This window comes from Williamsia serinedens, assembly GCF_024171725.1.
Classification (GTDB): domain Bacteria; phylum Actinomycetota; class Actinomycetes; order Mycobacteriales; family Mycobacteriaceae; genus Williamsia_A; species Williamsia_A serinedens.
Genome location: NZ_JAMTCG010000002.1, coordinates 48,550 through 74,281, shown reverse-complemented (window position 1 = coordinate 74,281; position 25,732 = coordinate 48,550). Strand labels below are relative to the sequence as shown.

4 protein-coding genes are annotated in these 25,732 nt (G+C 72.1%); 3 read left to right on the top strand and 1 reads right to left on the bottom strand.

Annotated features, from left to right (window positions below):
* Positions 1–16: 16 nt before the first annotated feature.
* Positions 17–22,759: a non-ribosomal peptide synthetase gene (locus tag LX12_RS03885; RefSeq protein WP_253653232.1), complete on the top strand. Its 22,743-nt coding sequence runs from the start codon at positions 17–19 to the stop codon at positions 22,757–22,759.
* 67 nt (positions 22,760–22,826) lie between these two features.
* On the opposite strand, the gene LX12_RS03880 is transcribed toward LX12_RS03885, so the two are convergent.
* The gene (locus LX12_RS03880) at positions 22,827–23,843 is read right to left on the bottom strand and encodes an ABC transporter substrate-binding protein (protein WP_253653231.1); all 1,017 of its coding nucleotides are present in this window, start codon (positions 23,841–23,843) and stop codon (positions 22,827–22,829) included.
* Between the two features lie 104 nt (positions 23,844–23,947).
* On the opposite strand from LX12_RS03880, the gene panD reads away from it, so the two are divergent.
* Both panD and LX12_RS03870 read left to right on the top strand, forming a co-directional pair.
* The gene (gene panD / locus LX12_RS03875; protein WP_253653230.1) at positions 23,948–24,394 is read left to right on the top strand and encodes an aspartate 1-decarboxylase; all 447 of its coding nucleotides are present in this window, start codon (positions 23,948–23,950) and stop codon (positions 24,392–24,394) included.
* Positions 24,391–25,719 (top strand): lysine N(6)-hydroxylase/L-ornithine N(5)-oxygenase family protein, encoded by a 1,329-nt coding sequence (locus LX12_RS03870; protein WP_253653229.1) that lies wholly within the window; start codon positions 24,391–24,393, stop codon positions 25,717–25,719. Before panD ends, LX12_RS03870 begins: the two co-directional genes overlap by 4 nt.
* Positions 25,720–25,732 lie beyond the last annotated feature (13 nt).

The following is a 25,732-nucleotide window of genomic DNA, read 5'->3' as shown; positions in this document are numbered from 1 at the left end:
AGGCTAGCCTTACCCCATGCAGATCGCGGATGTGCTGGCCCGTCTCGACGAGTGGAACGACCGGTCGCAGCCGGCGACACGATCGACGGTCCCGGACCTCCTCCGCCGGCAGATCGTGGCCACCCCCGACGCGGTCGCGGTGGTCGACGAGACCCACACCTTGACGTACGCAGACCTGGGTGAGCGGGTCGAGGACCTCGCGGCGCACCTGCGCGCGGCGGGCGTCGGCGCCGAGGACGTCGTCGCGATCGGCATGCACCGCAGCGCCGAGATGGTGGTCGCGGTGCTCGCCACGATGGTCGCCGGGGGTGCGTTCGTCCCCGTCGACGCGAGCTGGCCGCAGCAGCGACGGATGCGCACCGCGAGGGACGCCCGCATCGTGCACGCCCTCGTCGGGCAGCACGACGCCGGGGACTGGGAGGTGTCGACGACCACGGTCGACCTCGCGCACTGGACGATCCGCGAGCGGCCCGCCGAGGATCTAGCGACCGTCGACGGTGCCCGTCTCGCCTACATCGTGTTCACCTCGGGATCCACCGGTACCCCGAAGGGGTCGATGATCCGGCACGAGGCGATCTGCGAACGGCTCCGGTGGCAGCGCGACGAGATCCTGCACTTCGGGACCGACGACGCGTCGCTGTTCAAGGCGCCGTTGGCCTTCGACATCGCGATCAACGAGATCCTGCTGCCGCTCGTGTCGGGGGGACGGGTCGTGGTGGCGCGTCCGGACGGGGAGCGCGACCCCGAGTACCTGCTGGACACGATCGCGCGCCACGGCGTCACGTTCGTCTACCTGGTGTCGTCGATGCTCGACGCGCTGCTCGAACTCGACGGGCCCGCCGGCGGGTCCCCGTCGCTGTCCGGCTCGTCGCTCCGGGGTCTGCGCCACGTCTGGTGCGGCGGGGAGGTGCTCACCCCCGACCTGTTCCGCCGGTTCCGGGCCCACCTCGACACGACGCTCTACCACGGATACGGACCGGCCGAGGCGACGATCGGTGTGTCGCATGTGATCTACCGCGACGTCGCCGAGCGGATCGCGACGTCCATCGGATCGCCGAACCCCCACACGCAGCTCTATGTCCTCGACGAGGACCTCCGCCCGGTCGGCCCCGGTGTGGGTGGTGAGCTGTACGCAGCAGGGTTCCTGCTCGGCCGGGGGTACGTCGGCGCGCCGGGACTCACCGCGTCCCGGTTCGTCGCGAACCCGTTCGACGACACCGGGTCTCGGATGTACCGCACCGGCGACCTCGCGCGGTGGACCGAGGACGGGGCACTGGAGTTCCTCGGGCGGGCGGACAACCAGGTCAAGATCCGTGGCCGCCGGATCGAACTGGAGGAGATCGAGTCGGTCGTCGCCGACCACCCGCAGGTGCGGTCTGCGGCGGTGATCGTGCGGGACTCCACCCTCGTCGCCTTCGTGACGACCACCGCCCGCGGCCCCGCGGACGACGCCGCGGGGATCTCCGCGTGGGCCGCCGACCGGCTCCCGGAGTACATGGTGCCCGGCGAGATCCACCTGCTCGACGCGATGCCGACAACCACGAACGGCAAGGTCGACCGCACAGCACTGACCGCCCGCGCCCGCGAAGCGGGGGGCCGACGGGCCGCACCGGTGGTCGCACCGACGACGGCGCGAGAGTCGGTGCTGTGCCGCGTGTTCGCCGACGTGCTGGACCGGTCCGAGGTCGGGGTCGACGACGACTTCTTCGCCGCCGGCGGCGACAGCATCGTGGCCATCCGGGTGGTCGGGCGATTGCGGGCGCAGGGCTACGCGCTGCGCCCCCGCGAGATGTTCGCCCACCGCACTCCGCGGGCGCTGGCCCCCATGCTGGTCGAACTCGACGTGACCGCCGATCGGCAGGCCGTGCCACAGGAGGGGCCCGTCGGCCCCACTCCCATCACCGCCTGGCTCGACGAGATCGCAGGCGACGCCGACGTCCTGTCGGGCTTCGCCCAGGGGATCGTGCTCACCACCCCGGAGGGGTTGACCGAATCCGACCTCCGGGCAGTCGTGACGGCTGTGGTCGAGCGGCACGGAATGCTGCGCGCGTCGACGGACGGACACGCTGCGGCGATGACGGTGCCGGAGTCCGTCGGCGCCCCCGAGGTCGTCGTGCTCCCGACATCCGCCGCCCCGCACCGTGATGCGGCGGTCCGGTCGGCGTGGGAGGACGCCCGGACCCGTCTCGACCCGACCGTCGGGCGGATGCTCGTCGTCGTCTGGCTGCGAGACCACCAACTGCTCGTCGTCGTCGGGCACCACGTCGTCGTCGACGGCATCGCGCTGCGCGTCGTCGCCGAGGACCTCGCGGCCGCCCACGCCGCCCTCCGCGGCCGCGGCTCCGCCGTCCTCGCGGAGGTCCCTGTCTCCTTCCGTGACTGGGCGGCCCGTCTGCGGACCGCGGCCGCCGACGGCGTGTTCGCGTCGGAGACGGCGCACTGGCAAGCGGTCGCCCGCGGTGCAGAGGAACCGCTCGGCGACCGTCCGCTCGACCCGACGGTCGACACCGTCGCCACCGAACGGCGGCTCGTCGTCGAGCTGGACCCCTCCGACACCGACCGGCTCCTCTCCGTCGTCCCGGACGCGATCCACGGACGCGCCGACGACGCGATGATCGCCGCACTGGCGCTGGCGGTGCTCCGCTGGCGCTCCGAGCGCGGCATCGCCCTCGGTGACGATGAGGTGCTGCTCGAACTCGAGGGGCACGGCCGCGAGGCCGACGCCGTCGACCCCGACGGGGGCATCTCCGGACCCACCGACCTCTCGCGGACCGTCGGGTGGTTCACCACGCTGTTCCCCGCGAGGGTCACCGTGGACAGCGCCGCCGGGATGGGCTCGATTGTCCGCTCGGTGAAGGAGCAGCTCCGCCGGACGCCCTCGCACGGTGTGGGTTACGGCGTTCTCCGACACCTGGCGGGCGCCGACATCGCGTGCGCCCCGCAGGTGTTGTTCAACTACCTCGGTCGTTTCTCTCTCGATGCACCCGACCGGACGCCGTGGTCGATCGTGTCCGTCGACTCCTCCGCGGTGTGGGAGGACCGGGCCGCGACGATGCCGCTCCCGCGGCTGATCGAGGTCAACGCCGAGGCGGTCGACCGTGCCGACGGGCCCCGGCTGCGCGCCGTGATCAGTTGGCCCGCAGGCGCGGTCGGCGCGGGTGCGGTCGAGCGGCTCGCCGAACTGTGGACCCAGGCGCTCCGGGCGATCGCCGCCGACCCCACGGTGACCGGCCACACGCCGTCGGACTTCCCGCTGGTCTCTCTCACCGACGACGACATCCGTGACATCGAGTCACGCTTCCCGGCGGTGCAGACGGTGCTGCCGTTGACCCCGGTGCAGCAGGGGATCTGGTTCCGCTCGACGTACGAGGCCGACCACGACCCCTACGTGGTGCAGCAGATCGTCGACGTCCACGGTGACCTCGACCGGGTCCGGTTCCGTGCCGCGATCGACGGCGTGGTGCGACGCCACCAGGCGTTGTCGATGGCCGTCGTCGCGACCTCGGACGGCACGCCGGTCGCCGTGATCGCCCCCGTCCCGCCGACCGAGGTCCGCTGGATCGACGGCGACGCGGTCACGGACGTCGACGCCGTGGCCGACGAGGAGCGGGATCGCGGCTTCGTGCTCGAGAAGGCGCCGCTCATGCGGTTCGCGATGGTCTCCCACACCCCCGAGCGGCACACGATGGTGCAGACGGTCCACCACATCGTCGCCGACGGGTGGTCCGTACCGATCGTCCTCGACGACATCGCCGCCGCCTACCGCGACGGGTCGACGGGGGTGTCCCCGGCGCGCATCGACCGCCACCTGGAGTGGCTCGGCCGTCGGGACGTCCCCGCCGACCGCGCGGCGTGGGCGCAGTACCTCGACGGTCTGGACGCGCCCACACGCATCGCCTCCGCCGACGGGCCCGGCGTCGAGCCGAACCGGGGCGACGAACGCCACGGCCGTCGCACGGTGCGGTTCGACGGGGACGTCGCCGGGACGGCGCGGTCCGTCGGGGTCACCCCGAGTGCGATCGTCACGGCCGCCTGGGCGATCGTCCTGGGCCGTGTCAGCGGGACCGCCGACGTCACGTTCGCGTCGGCGGTGTCCGGGCGTGGTGGCGACCTCGCCGGCGTCGACGACATCGTCGGCATGCTGGTGAGCACGGTGATCACCCGCGTCCGGGTCGATCCCGGGACGTCCGTCGCGGACACGGCGCGTGCTCACGCGGCCGCCGAGCTCACGGTGATCGACCACCAACACATCCCCCTCGCCGAGGTGGCTCAGATCATCGGTGAAAGGGGCGATCTCGTCGACTCCCTGCTGGTGATCGAGAACCTCCCCGGTCGTCGGGACGACGAGATCGACGGCGACGGAACGCCGTCGGAGGACATCCGTCTCGGTGCGGTGCGTGTCGTCGAGGCCCCGCACTACCCGCTCACCGTGATGGTGTCGGTGCACTCCGACATCCGCGTCACCGTCACCAACGACCGCACCGTCGTGTCCGACGGTCTGGCGGACCACGTCGCATCCGCGGTGGTCGCGACACTGGCCGCCGTCGTCGCCGACCCGGGGACCACCCCGGCCCGGATCCGTGCCCTGCCCGCGACCGCACCCGCGGCCGTCGGAGCCGTCGACGCGACCCTGCTGCCGGTGGCGCTCGCCGACGCGGCAGCCGCACATCCCGACACGGTCGCCGTCGTCCAGGGTGACCTGCGGTGGACGCACACCGACCTCGCCGCGCGCGCCGGCGAGATCGCGGCGGCGCTGCGGTCCGCGGGTGCCGGTCGCGGGTCGGTCGTCGCGGTGATGCTCCCACGCACCCCGGACGCGATCGCCGCGATGTGCGCCGTGACCGCCGTCGGCGCCGCCATCATGCCGGTCGACATAACCTACCCCGCCGACCGTATCCGCCTCATGGTCGACACTGCCGAGCCGCGGGTGATCGTCACGACCGCCGCTGTGTCGGTACCGGATTCGGCCGCCACCGTTCTCGACATCGACGCGTGTGCGGACCCCGGCGTCGACGTCGGGTCCGTGACCACGTCGCCGGTCGACCTGACCCGGGAGGACGCGGCACTCGTCGTCTTCACCTCCGGGTCGACCGGGACACCGCGGGCCGTGGTGCTGCCGCACGGCGCGCTGGCCGACCGGCTGGCCTGGGGTCGACGCCGCTGGGCGGCATCGACATGGCTGGCGAAGAGTTCCTGGGCGTTCATCGACGGCGCCACCGAACTGCTGACCCCGCTCACCTCCGGCGCGACCGTGGTCCTCGCCGACGACGACCGACGCCGGGACGGCGCCGATCTCGCCCGCCTCGTGGAGGACACCGCGGCCGATCAACTCGTCGCCGTCGGGTCGTTGGCACGCGTGCTGGCAGGGGAATTCGGCGACCGCCTCACGACCGTCCGACGGTGGATCCTGAGCGGCGAGGCACTCGAGCCGTCCACCGTCGAGGCGATCGCGGCGGGCACGCCGTCCGCGGTGATCGTCAACTCATACGGCTCGTCCGAGGTCGCCGGCGACGTGCTGGTGACCGAGATCGACGACGCCGACGACATCACCCTGGGCACCCCGGTGCCGGGCAGCGACGTGGTCGTCCTCGATCACCTGTTGTCCGAGGCGCCCCCTGGCGTCATCGGTGACATCGTCGTCGCCGGTGGGCAACTCGCCCGCGGCTACCTCGGTGACCCGGCCGCGACGGCGACCCGATTCGTGGCCGACCCTCGACCGGGCGCGGCACCCGGCACGCTGCTGTACCGCACCGGCGACCGCGGGTGGGTCGACGCGAGCGGACGCGTGGTCTTCACCGGCCGTGACGACGACCAGATCTCGATCCGCGGGTTCCGCGTCGAGCCGCGTGAGGTGGAGGCGGCCCTGTGCCGCGTCGACGGTGTGCGTGAGGCGGTGGTGCTCGCGACACCGGCGCTCGAGGCGGTGGTAGTCGGCGACGTACACCCGTCGGGTGTCCGCGCGTCCGTCGCGGAGACACTGCCGGCACACGCCGTGCCGACGGCTGTCGCGGTCACCGACTCGATCCCTCTGCTGCCGAACGGCAAACGCGATCGCACCGCGCTGGTGGCGCTGCTCGCCGCGGCCCGCGACGCCCGGACGAGCAAGACGTACGTCGCCCCCACGGGCGATGCCGAGTGCGACGTCGCCGAGGTCGTCGCCGGCGTCCTCGGTCTGCCGTCGGTCTCCGCGACCGCGGAGTTCCTGGAGCTCGGCGGCGACAGCATCGTCGCGGTGCGGGTGATCGGCCACCTCACGCGCCGGGGATGGGCGGCCACCGGGGAGGACGTCTTCCGGGGGCGCACCGTCGCCGGCATCGCCGCCCGCCTCACCCGGGCGGAGCGGACGGCCGACGGGGACGTCGCACCGTTCGCGACCGTCACCCTCCCCGATGCCGACCGCGAGCGATTGACGGCCGCGGTGTCGTTCGCCCTCGACGACCTCTGGGCGCTGACGCCGCTGCAGCGCGGCGTCTACACCGAGTGCGTTGCGGCCGGGCCAGACGACACGACGTACCTGACGCAGAACGTCTTCACCCTGAACCGTCGCGTCGATGTCGACGCCCTGCGGTCGGCGTTGTCCGACATGGTCGCGGCACTCCCGCAGCTCCGCGTGTCGTTCCACCCGACCCGGTCCGACGACCCCGCCGCGACCCCCGTCGTCGCCGTGGTGGCCGGCTCCGCGGCGGTGGTCGTCGCCGAGCACGACCTCGCCGGCCTGGAATCCGCGCGCGCGGACTCCGCGCTCCGCAGCGTCGTCGACGCCGACCGCGCCCGGCCGTTCGCACTCGACGTCCCCCCGCTGATCCGGGCCGCGGTCGTCGCGATGCCCGACGGCACGGACCGTCTGCTGCTGACCTACCACTTCCTGCTCTTCGACGGCTGGTCCCGGGAGCTCGTACTGCGAGACCTGTTCTCCCGATACGAGTCCCACCTCGACGGCGCACCCGCACCCGCCTCGGACGCCGTGGTCCCCGCACCCTTCCCGCGGTACCTGCAATGGCTGCAGCAGCGCGACGACGACGGTGCACGCACCGCCTGGCGCGATCTGCTGGGGTCGGTGGCGGAGCCAACCCTCGCCGCGCACGACCACGGTCCGGACGGTGATCCCCGCCAGCTCTTCGCGACGATCGACGCGGAGCTGTCCGCGGCTGTCGCCGCCAGCGCCCGCGACCTCGGTGTGACCGAGAACGCCGTCCTGACCGCCGCACTGGCCGTCGTGACCGGACTGCACGCCGGGACGTCGGACGTGGTCATCGGCGTGACGGTCGCGGGGCGGCCCGGCGATGTCACCGGTGTCGAGCACACTGTCGGACCGTTCCTCACCACGGTGCCCGCGCGACTCGACGTGCGCGCGGGCCGCGCCGTCGCGGACGTGATCGTCGACGCCGCCGACCAGCGCATCGCGATGATGGCCCACGACCACATCGGACTCGCCGAGATCACCCGCGCCGCCGCGGGCGACGCCGGTGCGACGCTGTTCGACTCGCTCTTCGTGCTGCAGAACTTCCTCGCCGACGACACGTTCACCGATCTGGAGTCGCGACACGGCATCGTCGACGTCGACTACCGCGACACCACCGCGTTCCCGATCACGTGGGTCCTCACCCCCGGGGCGCGGATCGGCGTGAAGCTCGAGTACCGGCCGGGTTCGGTCGCGCCCGACACGGCGGCACGCATGGTCCGCGCACTGCAGCTCGCTCTGACGCAGATGACCGCCGACACCGCGCGCGCGGTCGGCGCAGTACGACTGCAGGACGACGACACAGACGTCCGGCCACCGCAGCACGACATCGAACCGGTGACGATCGCCGAGATGCTCGGCGCCCGTGCGGCACTCGTCCCCGACGTCACCGCGCTGGTCGCCGGGGACGAGCGGATCGACTACCGCGAGCTCGACGCCCGCGTTACGCGGATGGCGCGGATGTTGCTCGCGTGCGGCGCCGGGCCCGAGGTGGTCGTCGCGCTCGACCTGCCGCGGACCACCGACATGGTGGTCGCGCTGTTCGCGGTGTTGCGGACCGGGGCCGCCTACCTCCCGCTCGAACGCGATCATCCCGTCACCCGTCTGAGGACGATCGTCGACGACGCGGCCCCGCGCATCATCGTGACCGACTCCGCGGAGCGCCCGGTCGTCCTGGCGGCGGGCGAGTCCGGCTGCCACATCGTCGATCTCGGCGACGATGCGGTGACGGTGACGCTCGAACGTCTCGACGACTCACCGATCCGGGCCGACGAACTCGGCACGTTCGCGTCGGGGCGGGACCGTCTGGAGCACCCCGCCTACCTGATCTACACGTCCGGGTCCACGGGGACGCCGAAGGGTGTGGTGACGCCGTACGTCGGCCTCACCAACATGTACGCCAACCACGACGAGGCGATCTTCACACCGACCGTCGCGCGCTCGGGCCGGGACGTGCTCGCGGTCGCCCACACGGTCTCGTTCTCGTTCGACATGTCGTGGGAGGAACTGTTCTGGCTGGTCGCGGGGCACACCGTCCACATCTGCGACGAGGAACTGCGCCGCGACGCCCCCGGGCTGGTCCGGTATTGCACGGACAACCTGGTCGACGTCATCAACGTGACGCCCACCTACGCCCACCACCTCATCGAGGAGGGACTGCTGACCGGGACGCACGTGCCGTCCCTGGTGCTCCTCGGTGGCGAGGCGGTCACCGATGCCGTCTGGGATGCGCTGCGCGACACCGACGGGGTTGTCGGGTACAACCTGTACGGCCCGACCGAGTACACGATCAACACCCTCGGTGCGGGAACGGACGAGAGCGTCACCCCGACCGTGGGACGTCCCATCCACAACACCGCGGCCCGCGTCCTCGACTGCGCGTTGCGCGCCGTCCCCGACGGTGTCGTCGGCGAGCTGTACATCGCCGGTGCCGGACTGGCACGCGGGTACCACGGCCGGCCCGATCTGACCGCGGCGGCGATGGTCGCGGACCCCCTCGGGTCCGGCGGCCGCATGTACCGCACCGGTGACCTCGTCCGGCGCCGTCCCGACGGCATCATCGACTACCTCGGCCGCGCGGACGACCAGGTGAAGATCCGGGGCTACCGGGTGGAGCTCGGCGAGATCGAGTCGGTGATCGCGGCGCTCGACGGGGTCCGTCGCTGCGCCGTCGTCGCCCGCGCCGACGCGGAGGTCCCCGGTCGGAAGACGGTGGTCGCCTACGTCATCCCCACGTCGGCCCCCGCGCCGGGGGAGAACGCCGACGTCATCACACGGATCCGGGACGCGGTGGCGGCGACGCTGCCGTCATACATGGTGCCCGCGCGGTACGGGATCGTCGACGACCTGTCGCTCACCGTGAACGGCAAACTCGACGTCGCCGCACTGCCGGAGCCCGTCGCCCCTGTCCGAGGTGATCTCCGCGCGCCGCGAACCGAGGCCGAACGCGTCGTCGCCGAGGTCGTCGCGCAGGTGCTCGGCACCGGCGCGGTGGGCCTCGACGACGACTTCTTCGCCCTCGGGGGCGACAGCATCTCGTCCATCACGCTGGCCAGTCGGGCCGCGGCCCGTGGTGTGCGCGTCACGCCCCGGGACGTCTTCCGTCGCCGCACCGTGCTGGCCATCGCTGCCGCGTCGGTGTCGGTCGACGCTGTGGAATCGGTGGACGACCCGGGCACCGGAACCATCCCGGCCACACCGATGCTCGCCGAGACCGTGCACGCCCGAACGGTTCTCGACTCCTTCTATCAGTCGATGGTGCTGCGGACACCGATCGGGATGGACCACGACGACCTCGTCGCGGTGCTCGGCGCGCTGCGAGATCGTCACCCGCTGCTGCGTGCGCGAGTCGTCGGGGGAGACGACTGGACCCTCGTCGTCGACGAGGTCCCCGGGCAGTCCGCACCCGTCGACGTCCGGACGGTGGCCGAGGACTTCGGAGGAGGGCGACTCGACGCCGCGATCGCCGAGCGCGCGGCCGCGCTCGACCCTCGCGGCGGGCGCATGCTCACCGCGGCGTGGTACCCGTCGACCGAGACCGACGCAGGACAACTGTTGCTCGTCGTCCACCACGTCGTCGTCGACGGCGTCTCGTGGCGCATCATCGTCGATCACCTCGCCCGTGCCTGGGAGGCCCTGCGCGACAGCGGTACCGCGCATCTGGAGGTGACCGGTACCTCCTTTCGCCGCTGGGCGGAACTCCTGACCGACGCCCTCCGGCCGGAGGTCGTGACCGATCAGGCGGCGGGGTGGCAGCGCGTGCTCGCCCCGGCTGTCCCGTTCGGCGACAGGCCGGTGGATCCGGCGCGGGACACGATCGCGACGACGCGGACTGTCCGGGTCAGCCTCGACAGCGCAGCAACGGCCGACCTCGTCGGCCGTGTGCCCGCCGCCGTCAACGGCACCGTGGACGACCTGCTGCTGGCGGGCCTGTCCCTGGCGGTGCGGGCGTGGCGCACGCAGCGAACCGGTGACACCGACGGCCGCCTGCTGGTCAATCTCGAGGGGCACGGGCGACGCCCCGAGGCGCTGGGTGACACCGGCACGGGTGTCGATCTCGCCGAGACGATCGGCTGGTTCACCGCGATCCACCCCGTCGCGGTGGACGCGGGTGACGTCGACTGGCCGGAGGTGATCGACGCCGACGCGGCCCTCGACCGCGCAGTGAAGTCGGTGAAGGAACAGATCCGCTCGACCCCGGGCACCGGCGGAGGCGTCGGGGTCCTGGGGTACGGCATGCTGCGGCACGTTCATCGGCACCCCGCACTGCAGGGCCCGGCGCCGGAGATCCTCATGAACTACCTCGGACGGCTCGACGGGTCGTCCGGTACCGGTGGCGACTGGGCACCGGTCGACGGGATCGGCGCACTGCGGGAGGGTGTCGACCCGTCGAATCCCTCGGCGGCGCTGGAGATCACGGCCCAGATCGGGGTGGACGGCCGGCTCGTCGTCGACCTGATGTGGCCCGACGGGATCCTGGACGGTGACACAGCCGAGGGCGAGGCGGCGATGGCCGATCTCGGCGAGCGGTGGATGACCGCGCTGCGGGCACTCGTCCGTGCCCCCATCGGGGGCGCGACGCCATCGGACTTCCCGCTGGTGTCGCTCAGCGCCGGCGACCTCTCCGCCCTCGCCGGCGAGGGCGGAGCGCCGGTGGCCGTGCTCCCGATGCTCCCGCTGCAGGCGGGCATGTACGCGCACTCGATGCTGCTGGCCGACGGCGACACGGTCACCACGCCGGGCGACCCGTACGTCGTGCAGCAGACCGCGCACCTCGTCGGCGCGGTGGACGTCGCCCGTCTGCGTCGCGCCCTCACCGCGGTCGTGGCACGCCACGACGCGCTGCGTACCCGGTTCGTCGCGACGGAACGGGGGGCGGTCGTCCAGGTCGTGGACCCGGCGGACACCGTCGATCTCGACCACCACGACCTGCGCGGCACCCCCGACAATGACACCGCCCCTGCCACTGCCGCCGACAGGATCGCGGCGGCGGAGCTGCGTCGCCCGCTCGACCTCGCCGCCCGACCGCCCGTCCGGTTCACCCTCGTGTCGCTGAGCGACACCGAGCACCGACTCGTCCAGACGATGCACCACGCGCTCGCGGACGGGTGGTCGTACCCGCTCGTCTTCGCCGACCTCGTCGAGGCATACCGCCTCGACGAGGCGTTGCCCCGGCCCGCCGTCGGATGGCCCGATCACGTCGAGACCGTCGCGGCCGGCGATCCGGACAGCGCCCGCGAGACATGGCGGACGGTCCTCACCGACGTCCTCGGCCCGCAGGCCGCACCGACTCTCCTCGCGCCGGCCCTGCCGCGCACGACGCACGGAGAGAACGGCTTCCGGAGCGTCTCGACGACGGCGCCGTCGGCCGCGCTGACCGCAGCGGCGCGCAGTCGTGGCGTGACACTCGGCGCGGTGGTCCATGCCGCGTGGGCCGTCGTGCTCGGTCGCCTCACCGGGCAGGACACCGTCGTGTTCGGCTCGACCGTGTCCGGGCGGGCGGGGACGACCCTCGACGTCACCGGCGTCGTCGGTCTGCTCATCAACACCAACCCGCTGCCCGTGGCGGTGCCGGCGTCGGCGCGACTCGGTGACGTGGTCCGTGCCGTCGCCGACACCCAGACCGAGGTCATGGACGCCCAGCAGATCGGTCTGGCCGACATCGGCCGGATCGTCGGTCAGACGTCTCTGTTCGACTCCATGGTGGTCGTCGAGAACTTCCCGGACGTGGACCCTGCGGGAGGCGGTGACGATCCGGATGCGCTGTCGGTGACGGGCTTCACCGGTGTCGACACCCCGCACTACCCGGTGTCGCTGGTCGTGTTCCCCGGCGAGTCGACGACCTACGAGATCAAGTACGACGCCGCCGTCGTGTCGGAGACGACGGCGCGGTCGCTCGCCGACGCGGTCACCGTGGTCGTCGACGACTGGATCGCGATGCCGGACAGGCGACTCGCCGACGTCGCACTCACCCGTGACGACGCGTCGATGATCGGCGGTCGGGCGACGCGTGCCCCGTCGACTGTGGTCGACGCATTCCTGTCGGCGGTGAACACGGTCCCCGACACCGTTGCCCTCACCGACGGTACGGAGTCATTGACCTACCGCGACCTCGACCGTCGCAGTGCGGCATTCGCGTCCGCGCTGCGTTCGGTCGGTGCACGCCCGGGTGGACGCGTCGCCGTCGCGATGCCGCGCGGTGTCGATCTCGTGGTCGCCATGGTGGCCGTCGCCCGCAGCGGCGCGGCGGCGGTGCCCCTGGACATCGAGTCACCGGCGGATCGCCTGCGGTACATCGTCACCGACGCCGCACCCGACGTCCTGGTGGTCACCGAGGGCACGCGGTCGCGCGTCCCGGTTCCCGGCGGTGTGGCGGTGTACGTCGCGGGGGCAGGGGTGTCAGAGTCGTCCGGTGCATCGGATCCCGGCGGCCTGCCGGCACCGGTGTGCCCGCTACCGGACTCGCCTGCGTACCTCATCTACACCTCGGGGTCGACCGGGAGGCCGAAGGCGGTCGAGATGGCGCACGCGTCGGTGACGGCGATGTTCGCCTCCGCCGCGGAGCACGTCGACCTCGACGGACAGGTGTGGACCCTGTTCCACAGCATCGCGTTCGACTTCTCCGTGTGGGAGGTCTGGGGTGCGCTGGCGCACCGCGGACGGCTCGTGGTGGTCGACGGCGACGACCGCCGTGACCCGGAGAGGCTGGCCGCGCTGATCCGCGAGCAGGGCGTCACGCTGCTGAGCCACACACCGTCGGCGTTCCACGCCCTGGCCGGGACCGTGGACGTGGCAACGCTTCCCGTTCGGACCGTGGTCTTCGGCGGCGAGGCGCTCGACGCACGCCGACTGCCGGCTCTCCCCGGGACCCGACTGGTCAACATGTACGGCATCACCGAGACCTGCGTGCACGTCACGGCGCATCACGTCACCGACGACCAGACGGGCCCGGCGGCCACCGCCGGTGTCGGCGTGATCGGTCGGCCGCTCGCGGGTCTGGACGTCGCACTCCTCGACCATGTGCTGCGCCCCGTCCCCGCCGGCGTGATCGGTGAGATCTACGTCTCGGGAGACCAACTGGCGATCGGGTACTCGGGTCGGCCCGACCTGACCGCCACCCGCTTCGTCGCGGGCCCGGCGGGGGAGCGGATGTACCGCAGCGGCGACCTCGCGTACCGCGACCACGCCGGTGACCTCGTGTACGTGGGCCGGTCCGATCAGCAGGTCTCGGTGCGCGGGTACCGCGTGGAACTCGGCGAGGTCGACCACGCGCTCTGCGCGGTCGACGGTGTCGTCGACGCGGCGGCGGCCGTCGGCCCGGACACCACGGGTCGCGACGTGCTCGTCGCCGCCGTCGTCACCCACCGTGCGGTGACCGACGACGAGATCCGCGACGCCGCAAAACCTCTCGTCCCCGGGTACATGATCCCGGTCCGGTATGCGCGGGTGGAGTCGATACCCCTCACCGGGAACGGGAAGGTCGACCGGGCGGCCGTACTGGCCTCCGCGATCGACACCGCCGTGGTCGACACCGCCGTGCTCGACTCCTCCGCAGAGCCACCGGTCCCGGACGGTCCGACGGCCGACGTCGACCCCGTCTCGAGGCTGGTCGCCGTCGTGTCCGAGTTGGTGGGACGTGGCGACGTCGGTCCCGACGACGACTTCTTCTCGCTCGGCGGGGACAGCATCGTCGCCATCTCCCTCGTCAACCGGGCGAAGGCGTTCGGACTGAGCATCACTCCCAAGGATGTCTTCCGTCTGCGCACCGCGCGTGCGCTCGCGGCGACGAAGGACACCGGGACCGCCGTCGCGCCCGCACAGCCCGTGGTCGACGCGTCGGGGGAGTCGGATCCGGGGGAGGTGCTCCTCACCCCGATCGTCCACCGGCTCTCCGAGCTCGGCGGGGACATCCGTCGGTTCTGTCAGGCGGTGGTGGTGCAGACCCCCGCCGGTGCGGACGCGGAGCGGGTGCGTGCGTGCGTCGCCGGCCTCATCCGGCGCCACGACGCGCTGCGTCAGCGGCTCCACCGGCCGAACGCCTTCCTGTGGTCGCTCGAGGTGACGCCACACGGCGGCGTCGACGAGACGGCCACGACGCTGCCGTGGACGGTCGAATCGATCCGGGGCGCGACCGATGACGAGCGCGAGGCGGCGGTGGCGCAGGCATCGGACACGGCGGCCGACGGGCTGGACCCCGACGCGGGCGTCATGGTGTCCGCGGCGTTCCTCGACGCCGGGGACCTGCCGGGACGTCTCGTGCTCGCCGTCCACCACCTGGCGGTCGACGCCGTGACGTGGCGGATCCTGCTCGACGATCTCGTCGACGCCTGGGCGGGTGTGACACCACCGCCCGCGACGACGTCGCTGCGGCGCTACGCGTCGGCGCTCACCGAACAGTCGGCGAGCCCCGCACGTCTTGCCGAGTTCGACCACTGGTCGGCGCAGGTCGCGCCGGGCGCGGAACTCGTCCCGGGCGCCGCGACGGTGGCGCTGACCCTCGGCGACACCGTCGAGCACGAGGTCGTGCTCGACGTGGCCACGACCGACCGCTTCCTGAGCACGGCCACGGCCGCCTTCGACGTGGACGCCACCGAGTTGCTGGTCGCCTCCGTCGCCCTCGCCGCCTCGCGGGTCCGCGGCCCCGGCGACCTGTCGATCGACGTCGAGCGGCACGGGCGAGACCTCCAGGAAGTCGACCTCAGCAGGACCGCGGGATGGTGCACGTCCATCGCGCCGGTGCGCCTGCCGGGTGCGGCGCTCGCGGCTGGCGACGACTCCTCGGTGCGCGACATCGCCCACGTCCTCCGGGCGGTGCCGGGCGACGGCCTGGGACACGGGTTGCTGCGGTACTGCAACCCGCGCACCGCCGGTGTGCTCGCCCGCGGATCGGCTCCGCAGGTGATGGTGAACTATCTCGGACGAGGCCACGCGGGCGTCGACCGCGACTGGGCGCCCACCGACGAGACGGTGCGCGCCGAGCCGGACCCGGGTCTCGGCACGCCGTACCTGCTCGAGGTCAACGCGTGGTGCCGATCGCACGCGGAGGGCACCCGTCTCCACATCGCGATCCGCGTCCCGCGGCCGGGCACCGTCCGGGGCGGCGACGTCGACGACGTCATCGGGGGCTTCGACGACGCCCTGACGGCGGTGATCGACGACATCGGCCTCGCGACGACCGGCGCCCGGCGGACGCAGGCGGAGCTGTCGGGGTCCGATCTCGACGCACTGGTGGCGACCCATGGCGACGACCTCCTCGACGTGTGGGACCTGTCGCCCCTGCAACAGGGCCTGTGGTTCCAGGCGACGGCGAACAGCGCCGACGTGTACGTCGCGGCGAACGCGTTCGACCTCGACCGGCGGCTCGACGCCTCGGCGCTGGGCGCCGCGATGGGTGACGTGATGGACGTGCACCCGGCGATGCGGGTCGGGGTGGTGACGCTGCCGTCCGCCGACCGCCAGGTCGCGGTGGTCGTCGACCGGTCCGTCCCGGTGACCGAGATCGACCTGACGGGCGTCGCGCCGGCCGCACTCGACGACCGTCTGCGGGCACTCGGCGACGCCGACCGCACGACGCCCTTCGACCTCGACCGGCCGCCCCTCATCCGGCTCACCCTCGTCCACCTCCCCGGCGGTCGCGACCGGTTGCTGTTCACCTATCACCTGCTGCTGTGGGACGGGTGGTCGCGAGAACTAGTGCTCACGGCCCTGTTCGACGCCTACACCCGGCGGATCGGTGGCAATGCACCCGAGCTCGCCCGGCCGACGGCGACCGTGCCCGACCACCTGCGGTGGCTGGCCGCCCAGGACACCGCGGCGTCGGAGTCGGTGTGGCGCGGGCTGTTGGAGGATCTCGAGGAACCGTCGCTGCTGTTCCCCGAGGCCCGCGGGGCCGACCCGGCCCTGGCGCGACGCGTCGACGTCGAACTCACCGAGGACGAGACCACGGCGCTGACCCGGGGCGCGCGGGCGGCCGGTGTCACGCTGCACGCACTGGTCAGCACGGCGCTGGCCGTGGTGCTGGGTCGTCGCCTCGGACGCGACGACGTCGTCCTCGGGACGACCGTGGCGGGACGCCCGACCGACATCGACGGCCTCGACGACGTGGTCGGCGTCTTCCTCAACACCGTGCCGCTGCGGGTGCGGCTCGCCCCCGGGGCCACCGCCGCCGAGATCATGCGGGCCGTCACCGACGACCGTGTCACCACCATGGACCACGAGTACCTCGGACTCGGTGACATCCAGCGGGCGGTCGGGCGGGGGCCTCTGTTCGACAGCCTCTACGTCCTGCAGAACTTCCTCGACGACGACACCTTCGCCGATCTCGAGGCGCGGCAGGGGATCACGGCGGTCGACGCCGTCGACGCGACCCACTACCCCCTCACGTGGGTCGTGATGCCGGGACGTCGTCTGTGGTGCAAGCTCGAGTACCGGCCCGACGTCGTGGACGCCGAGACCGCGCGTGCCCTCCTGGCGGATCTGCACGCCACCCTGCTGGCCGTCGCGGCCGCACCCCGACGCCCGCTGGCCGCGTCCGCGGGTGCGGCGGTGGTCCCGTCGTGCATCGCCGGCGACCGGGTCGACGTCGGCGACGAGACCATCGCGGACCTGCTGTTCGCTCAGGCGCGCCGAACGCCGGACCGCCCTGCGCTCACCTGTGCCGGGGACACCGTCACCTATGTCGAGCTGGCGCAACGGATCTCCGACGCCGCCGCCCAGCTCGCAGCTGCCGGGGCCGGACCCGAACGCGTCGTAGGACTGGCGCTGCCCCGGTCGACCGAGATGGTGGTGGCGCTGTTCGCGGTGCTGACCACCGGGGCGGCCTATCTCCCGCTGGACCTGACCGCGCCCGACGACCGCATCGCCGACATCGTCGCCGACGCGCAACCCACGCTGGTCGTCGTCGACGACACCTCCCGGGATCGCCTTGCGCCCTGTGACGTTCCCGTGGTGACCCTCGGGTCCGACGTGCCCGCGGTGGCCGACGGCGTGTCCGTCCGGCCGATGCGGTCGCTCGACCATCCGGCGTACCTGATCTACACGTCGGGCTCGACCGGGCGGCCCAAGGGCGTGGTGACGCCGTACCGCGGCCTGACGAACATGCAGATCAACCACCGCCGCGCCATCTTCGAGCCGGTGGTGGCACGACTGCGGGCGCAGCACGGCCCGGACGCGACGGTGACCGTGGCGCACACGGTCTCGTTCGCGTTCGACATGAGCTGGGAGGAACTGCTCTGGCTCGTCGAGGGACATCACGTCCACGTCTGCGACGAGGACCTGCGCCGCGATGCGGCCGAGCTCGTCCGCTACTGCGCCGAGCACGAGGTCGACGTCATCAACGTCACGCCCACGTACGCGACGCATCTCGTCGACGAGGGGTTGCTGCGCGGACCGCACGTCCCGCGGTTGGTCCTGCTCGGCGGTGAGGCCGTGACGGATCGCCTGTGGGAGGAGTTCCGCACGACGCCGGATCTGCTCGCCTACAACCTGTACGGCCCGACCGAGTACACGATCAACACCCTGGGGATCGGGACCGACGACACCGACCGGGCAGCGGTCGGGCTGCCGATCACCAACACGGACTGCGTCGTCCTCGACGCCTGGCTGCGCCCTGTGCCGCGTGGCGTCGCGGGCGAGCTGTACATCCGTGGGGTCGGCCTCGCCCGGGGGTATCACCGCCGCCCCGATCTCACGGCCGCATCGTTCGTCGCCGACATCGACGGTGGCCGCCTCTACCGCACCGGTGACCTGGTGCGACAGCGGCCCGACGGCGTCCTCGACTACCTCGGTCGCACCGACGACCAGGTGAAGATCCGCGGGCACCGCGTCGAACCGGCCGAGGTCACCGCCGCGCTGCTCGATGTCCCGGGTGTCCGCGGTGGTGCAGTGGTCGCGATCGACGGAAACAGCGTCGGCCAGGGAAAGCGACTGGCTGCGTTCGTCATCCCGGTGGGGGACACGGGCGGAGAGTTCCTCACACGGGTCCGCTCGGCGCTCGTCGACCGGCTGCCGAGCCATCTCGTGCCGTCCGTCTACGCCGTCGTCGACGCGCTTCCGCTGACGGTCAACGGCAAGCTCGACGTCCGCGCGCTCCCGGAACCGCGCCCGGTGTCGGGGTCGTCGCGAGCGGCGACGTCGGAGACCGAGCGCCGGATGTGCGCGGTGTTCGCGACGGCACTCGGATTGGACGACGAGGACACCGACGAGCGGGTGGGCCCCGAGGACGACTTCTTCGCGCTGGGTGGTCACTCACTCCTCGCGACGCGTCTGCTGGCACTGGTCGGGGAGCGGTGCGGCGTGCGGTTGCGGCTGCGCGATCTCTTCGACGCGCCGACTCCGGAGCGGCTGTCCCGCAGGGTGTCCGAGCTCGGCGCCGGCGCGGACGGCGGCGAGGTCGGCATCGGCCCGACCGCTCTCGTCCATCGGGCGGACGTCGAGGAGCACCCGCTGTCCCCCGCGCAGCGTCAGCTGTGGCTGAGCTGGCAACTCGACCCGGCGGACACCGCCTACCTCTATCCGATCGCCGTCCGGGTGCAGCGCCGACTCGATCATGACGCCCTGCGTCGCGCCGTCGTCGCGGTGATGACCCGCCACGCGCCGCTGCGCAGCGTCGTCGCCGACCGCGACGGGACGGCTCTGGCCGTCCCCCTCGACCCGGTGGACGCCGCGGCCCGTGTCGAGATCCGGACGATCGAGTCGGAGGACGTGGCGTCCGTCGTCGACACAGAGTTGTCGCGACCGTTCGACCTCACCCGTGACCTGCCGCTTCGGGTGACCCAGATCGACTGCGGCACCGGGTCCGTCCTGCTGGTGACGATGCACCACATCGTGGCCGACGAGTGGTCGGACGCGGTGCTGCTCGGTGACCTCGACCGTGCCTACCGCGGCGAGGAACTGGGGTCGCTCGCCCTCACCTACGGCGACTGGGCCGACTGGGCGACGCGCGAGCTGGCGAGGTCCGTGGGCGGCGCCACCCGCGCCGACGCGCAGATCGCCTGGTGGCGCGACCATCTCGCTGGCGTCCCCGACGAGGTGACCGTCAGTCCCGACCTGGTCCGACCCGAAGCGACCTCCCGCCCCGCGGCGACGGTCACCACCCGTCTCGACGCCCGGGCGGCCGACGCGGTGCGCGCACTGGCCGCGCAGCGGTCGGCGACCACGGGGATGGCGCTGCACGCTGCACTCGCCGTGGTGCTGCGCGCGTTCGGGGCGGGCGACGACATAGTCGTCGGCACACCGCGATCGGGACGCGCCGACGACCGCCTCACCGACGTCGTGGGGTACTTCGCCTCCACCCTGGTCACCCGGGTCGATCTCGTGGACCGGCCGCGGGTCGGCGCACTCATCGACCGTGTGCGCGACATCGACCTCGCCGCCCACGATCACGCCGACGTTCCGTTCGCCGAGGTCGTGGCCGCGGTCAACCCCGGTCGCGTCGCCGGCCGGACACCGCTCTTCTCGGTCATGCTGGGGTACTTCCGGTCGGATCGCGGCGGCGACACGGGGGACACGCTGTTCGGGTCCCCGGTGTCGGACGTCGACGCCGGACCCCGTGAGGTCAAGGTCGACGTGAACGTCACCTGCGTCGACCACGGCGCCGGGGCGGACATCGACGTGATCGTCGAGTACGACGCCGACCGCTACTCGCCGTCACTCATGGAGTCGCTGGCATCGGCGATCACACGGGTCGCGACGGCCATGCCCGACGCCCCGGACGCCTCGATCGCAACGCTCGACGCCGTCGACCCGCCCGTGGTGCGGATCCCGCGCGTCGAGGTGTCACGGGGGTGGGTGGGCGACATGGAGGCCGTCGCCGCCGCGCACCCCGGAACCGTCGCGGTGACGGTCGGTGACGACGCCGTCACCTACCGCGACCTCGCCGCGCGGGTCCGCGCACTCGCCGACCGGCTCACCGGTCTGGGGGTCGCGCCAGGAGACGTCGTCGCCGTCGCGGCCCGTCGCGACGTCGGTCTCGTCGTGGCCCTGGCGGCCGTGAACCGTGTGGGTGCGGCCTATCTGCCGCTGGACACCGCGGTCCCCGCCGAACGTCTGCGCCACATCGTCGACGACGCGCAGCCGGCGGTGGTGCTCGCCGACGCGGAGGTCGACTGGTCGTCGGCGCCGGTCCGGCTGCTCGGCGAGCAGGAGTGGTCGCCGGTGGCGCGCGCGGACGACCGGGCGCGCCGGGGTGCCGGGACCGCGGCCTATCTGATCTACACCTCCGGGTCGACCGGCCGGCCCAAGGGCGTGGTGATCTCGCACCGGGCACTCGACGCGTTCCGCGACGGTGTTGCCCGCCGGTTCCCGATCCGTGCCGACGACCGCGTGCTCGCGACGACCACGGTGTCGTTCGACATCGCCGTCCTGGAGATCCTGGTGCCGCTGTCGGTCGGGGCGACGGTCGTGATGGCCCGGCGCGACGAGGTCGTCGATCCCGAGCTGCTGGCCGGGGTGATCGCCCGGGGCCAGGTCACCGTCGCGCAGGCCACACCGTCGCTGTGGTCGTCGGTCACCCGCTTCCGCGACCGAGAGGGCCGCGGCGTCGATCTCGCGGGGATCCGGGTGGCCGTGGGAGGTGAGGCCCTGCCCGCCGACCTCGCCGGCGAGCTCGCGGGGCGTGCGGCACAGGTGGTCAACATGTACGGGCCCACCGAGGCGACCGTGTGGGCCACCTCCGCCGAGATCGAGACCGGCACAGGCGAACCGTCGATCGGCACCGCGTGGCACACGGTCACCGCCGTCGTGCTCGACGACGATCTCCGGCCCGTCCCCGACGGTGTCGTCGGCGAGCTCTACCTGGGCGGTCCGCAGCTCGCCGACGGTTACCACCGCCGTCCCGACCTGACGGCCGCGCGGTTCGTCGCCCACCCGCTCGCCGGACCCGGCGGGCGGCTGTACCGGACGGGTGACGTGGTGCGTCGGCGGACAGACGGGCTCCTCGAGTACCGCGGTCGCTCCGACCACCAGGTCAAGATCCGCGGGCACCGGGTCGAGCCCGATGAGGTCACGGCCGCGCTTCGTCGTCTCGACGGCGTCGACGACGCGGTCGTCGTCGCGCGCATCGCGGACGGCTCGGTGCGTCTCGACGCCTACGTGGTCGGCTCCGACATCGACACCGCCGCTGTCCGAGGGGATCTGGGCGAGGTCCTCCCGTCCTACATGGTCCCGTCGACGGTCACCGTCCTCGACGCACTGCCACTCACCCCCAACGGGAAGACCGACCGCGCCGCGTTGCCGGAACCCGAGGGCGCAGGCGACGCGGTCCCGTCGGACGCACTGTCCGGGACGCGACGGGAGGTCGCCGAGGTGATCGGCCGCGTACTGGGGGTCACGCCCTCCTCACCCACCGACGACTTCTTCGCGCTCGGTGGTCACTCGTTGTCGCTCGTGCGACTCCACGACCAGCTGCGCGATGTCCTCGGTGTCGACATCGGGGTCCGGGTCCTGCTGGCGTCACCGTCGGTCGCCGACATCGCGGATGCCGTCGACGCGGCACGACAGGGTCTGTCCGGCGCGACGGCGGATGCCCTCGCACCGGTCGTGCGATGGAACACGGCGGGGACCGCGACGCCCGTGGTGTGCCTGCCACCGGCGAGCGGGATGTGCTGGGAATACGCGGGGTTGGCGCGGTCACTGGGACCAGGCACCCCGGTCGTCGGACTGCAGTCGAGGAGTCTCACCGACCCGGCCGCGCTGGGCGGGGACTTCGCGGACGTGGTGGCGGAGACGGTCGACCGCCTCGACGACTCCGTGGGGGACGGTCCGGTCGTCGTCGTGGGGTGGTCCTTCGGTGGTGTCCTCGCCCCGGCCGTCGTCGCGGAATGCGTGCGGCGTGGTCGCGTCGTGGAGCGCCTCGTCGTCCTCGACGCGCACGCCCCGGGATCCCCGGTCCCGACGACCGTGGCCGCCGATCCCCTGGCGGTGCTGCTCCGGGAGCTCGGGGTGCCGCCGGCCGAGATCGAATCCGCGACGACAAACACCACGCTGTCGACGGACGACGCGGCGCGGGTGCTCGCCGGCCACGACGACGTGCTCCGCTCGCTGGGGTCGGACGCGATCGCCGCGGTGATCCGCACCTACCTCGACAGCGACCGGCTGATCGCGCAGGCACAGCTGCCGGTCGTCGACGACGTCCCGGTCGACTTCCTCGAGGCGGGTTCGGTGGAGCCGGGATTCGACGCGAGCAGCGCGTCGGGGTGGCATGGGGTGTTCCCCCGGATGCGTGTCACCGTCGTGCCGGAGGGGCATTCGCAGATGCTGACCGGCGCCGCCCTCGGCCGCCTGGCGGACCTCCTGCGGTGACGGACACGACGAAGGGCGGCCGATCCGGGGATCGGCCGCCCTTCGTCGGTGGGTGACGGGGGGTGGCTCAGGCCATCGCGAGGTCGGCCACGGGGCGGCCGGACAGTGCGTTGGACAGCTGCGGGACGAGGACGTCGAGGGCGTACATCAGTGCGTTCGGTCCGCTGTAGGCCAGTGCGCCCGACAGGGGCGAGTCGAACGTGGTGTAGAGCGTGCGGTCCTCGCGGACCACGGCCAGCCGGCTGAAGGCGGGCGAGGCCGACATCTGCTGCTTCGTCGCGCCGTTGACGAAGAGGATGTCCCGGTCGAGCAGGGAGAGCTTCTCCTCGGAGAGATCACCGACGGTGTCCTGCGCGCGGAAACCCAACGCGTCGAACAGTGTTCGGCGGGGGTCGTTGGCGCCGATGAGGTAGTGCCCGCCGTTCTCGGGACCGAAGTCCTCCACGAGGGTCTTGCCGGCGAACTCCGGGTGCGCCGCCTTCGCGGCGTCGATCTTGCCGCGGACCTCCGTCACCAACGCCTGAGCCCGGTCCTGCTTGCCCAGTGCCTGTCCGGTCAGCAGGAGCTGTGCGTCCCAGGGTGTCTCCTCGTCCTTGTACTGACCGGGCTGGACGACGGTGGGGGCGATCTGCGAGAGACGGTCGTAGGTCTTGCGGTCGACCGTGTCGTAGATGTCGAGGATGAGGTCGGGCTTCGCAGCCGCGATGGCCTCGAAGTCGGCGCTGTCGCCCTGCATGGACGCAACCCCCTTGCCGTCGGTGGCCTCCTTGACCCACGGCATGGAGTTGTACGAGTCGTACCAGGCTCGGGTGGTGATCGGGACCACGCCCAGCGCCAGGACGAAGTCCTGATCGTTGTAGCCCACCGTCACAACCCTTTTCGGATCGGCGGGGACCTTTGTGCTGCCGAACTTGTGGTCGACGGTGACGGTGGGGCCGGACGACGAGCTGTCGGCGTCGGACCCACAGGCGGCCACGAGGCCGATCCCGAGGGCGGCAACCGCGGCGACGACGCCGAGGCGCAGCAGCCGGGTCGAGCGGGAGCGGCGAGTCGCCGCCCGGGGTGAGGTCAGAGGGTGTGACATGCGGGTTAGGGTATCATTACCTAATTCGCGTTATATAGGTTAGCCTGTGCTCAGTTCTGGACGTCCGCGTCCGCGGCGTCACGCGAATACGGAATGAGGGCTTCATGCGCCGAACCATGTTGGGCGGCAAAATACATCGGGCGACGGTGACACAGGCCGACCTGCACTACGTCGGATCGATCACCGTGGACACGGACCTGATGGTCGCCGCCGACATCGTCGACGGCGAGCAGGTGCAGGTCGTCGACATCACCAACGGCGCCCGGCTCACCACCTATGTGATCCCCGGGCCGGCGGGATCCGGTGTCATCGGGATCAACGGCGCCGCAGCGCATCTCGTCGAGCCAGGAGACCTGGTCATCATCATGTCCTTCCGGGACGTCGAGGAATCCGAACTCGCCTCTCACCGCGCCCGCGTGGTGCACGTCGACGCGGACAACAGCATCGTGGCGCTCGGCGACGATCCCGCCGAACCCGTCCCCGGCGCCGACGATCAGTGGCGGTCCGACGTGGACGCGGTCGCGACGTCCGGACGGGTCGGTGTCCGATGACCCTCACGGACGACGAGATCACCACGCGCGCAATGGGTGACGACGAGGCGGTGCTCGACGTCGTCGGCGTCGGCTTCGGCCCGTCCAACCTGGGTCTGGCGATCGCCATCGAGGAGTACAACGCCGTCCATGACCCGTCCGGGCGCATCGATGCCGCCTTCGTCGAGGCGCAGGAGCGCTTCGGGTGGCACACCGGCATGCTCATCCCCGGGACGACGATGCAGATCTCGTTCCTCAAGGACCTCGCGACCCAGCGGAACGTCCGCAGCCGCTACAGCTTCCTCGCCTACCTGACGGCGCGCGGACGTCTCACCGAGTTCATCAACCACCAGACGTTCTTCCCGACACGGCTCGAGTTCCACGACTACCTCGAGTGGGCGGCGTCGACGGTCCGGGCACATGTCGACTACGGCACCCGCGCGGTGGGTGTGCGCGAGGAGGACGACCACCTCGTCGTCGAGACAGAACAGCGCGGGCGTCGGTCGCAGGTGCGGGCACGCTCCGTGGTCCTGGCCGGCGGGCTCCACCCCCGGTTGCCCGCCGGGGTCGTCGAGTCGTCGCGTCAGTTCCACAACCACCGTCTGTTGGACCGGCTGGCCCAGCTGCCCGCACCGACCCAGCAACGGTTCGTCGTGGTGGGTGCCGGGCAGAGTGCGGCCGAGGTGGCCGACCATCTGCACAGCACCTACCCGGACGCCGAGGTCCACGGGGTGTTCGCCAAGTACGGGTACAGCCCCGCCGACGACAGTCCCTACGCGAACCGGGTGTTCGACCCGACCGCCGTCGACGACTTCTACGTCGCCGAGCCGACCGTCCGCCGTCAGCTGCTCGACTACCACCGCGGCACCAACTACTCCTGCGTGGACCTGCCGCTCATCGAGGAGCTGTACACGCGCGAGTACGCCGAGCGGGTCGCCGGGCACCGTCGACTGTTCTTCCGCGGGGCGTCGAGCGTGCGCGAGGCCGTCGAGTTCGGTGACGACCGGGTCGGGGGTGTCCGGGTCGCGGTGGAACACCACCCGACGCGCACGGTCGAGGAGTTGACGTGCGACGCGGTCGTGTACGCCACCGGGTTCACGCCGATGCCGCTCGACATCCTCGGCGATCTGTCGGACGACGTCCTGCGCGAGGCGCCCGGGTCCGATCAGCCGTCGGTGTCGCGCGACTACCGGCTGCGGACGCGACGCCCGCTGAGCGGCCCGGTGTTCCTGCAGGGCGGCACCGAGCACACCCACGGGTTGACCTCGTCGCTCCTCAGCAACATCGCCATCCGGAGCGGAGAGATCGTCGAGTCGATCGTGCGGGAGGTCGGCGTCCGGGCCTGAGTCGGTCGCCGGC

Bases quoted from the DNA above. Each gene is read 5' to 3' on its own strand.
- LX12_RS03885 (WP_253653232.1), top strand. From the start codon at position 17: ATGCAGATCGCGGATGTGCTGGCCCGTCTCGACGAGTGGAACGACCGG.
- LX12_RS03880 (WP_253653231.1), bottom strand. From the start codon at position 23,843: ATGTCACACCCTCTGACCTCACCCCGGGCGGCGACTCGCCGCTCCCGC.
- panD (WP_253653230.1), top strand. From the start codon at position 23,948: ATGCGCCGAACCATGTTGGGCGGCAAAATACATCGGGCGACGGTGACA.
- LX12_RS03870 (WP_253653229.1), top strand. From the start codon at position 24,391: ATGACCCTCACGGACGACGAGATCACCACGCGCGCAATGGGTGACGAC.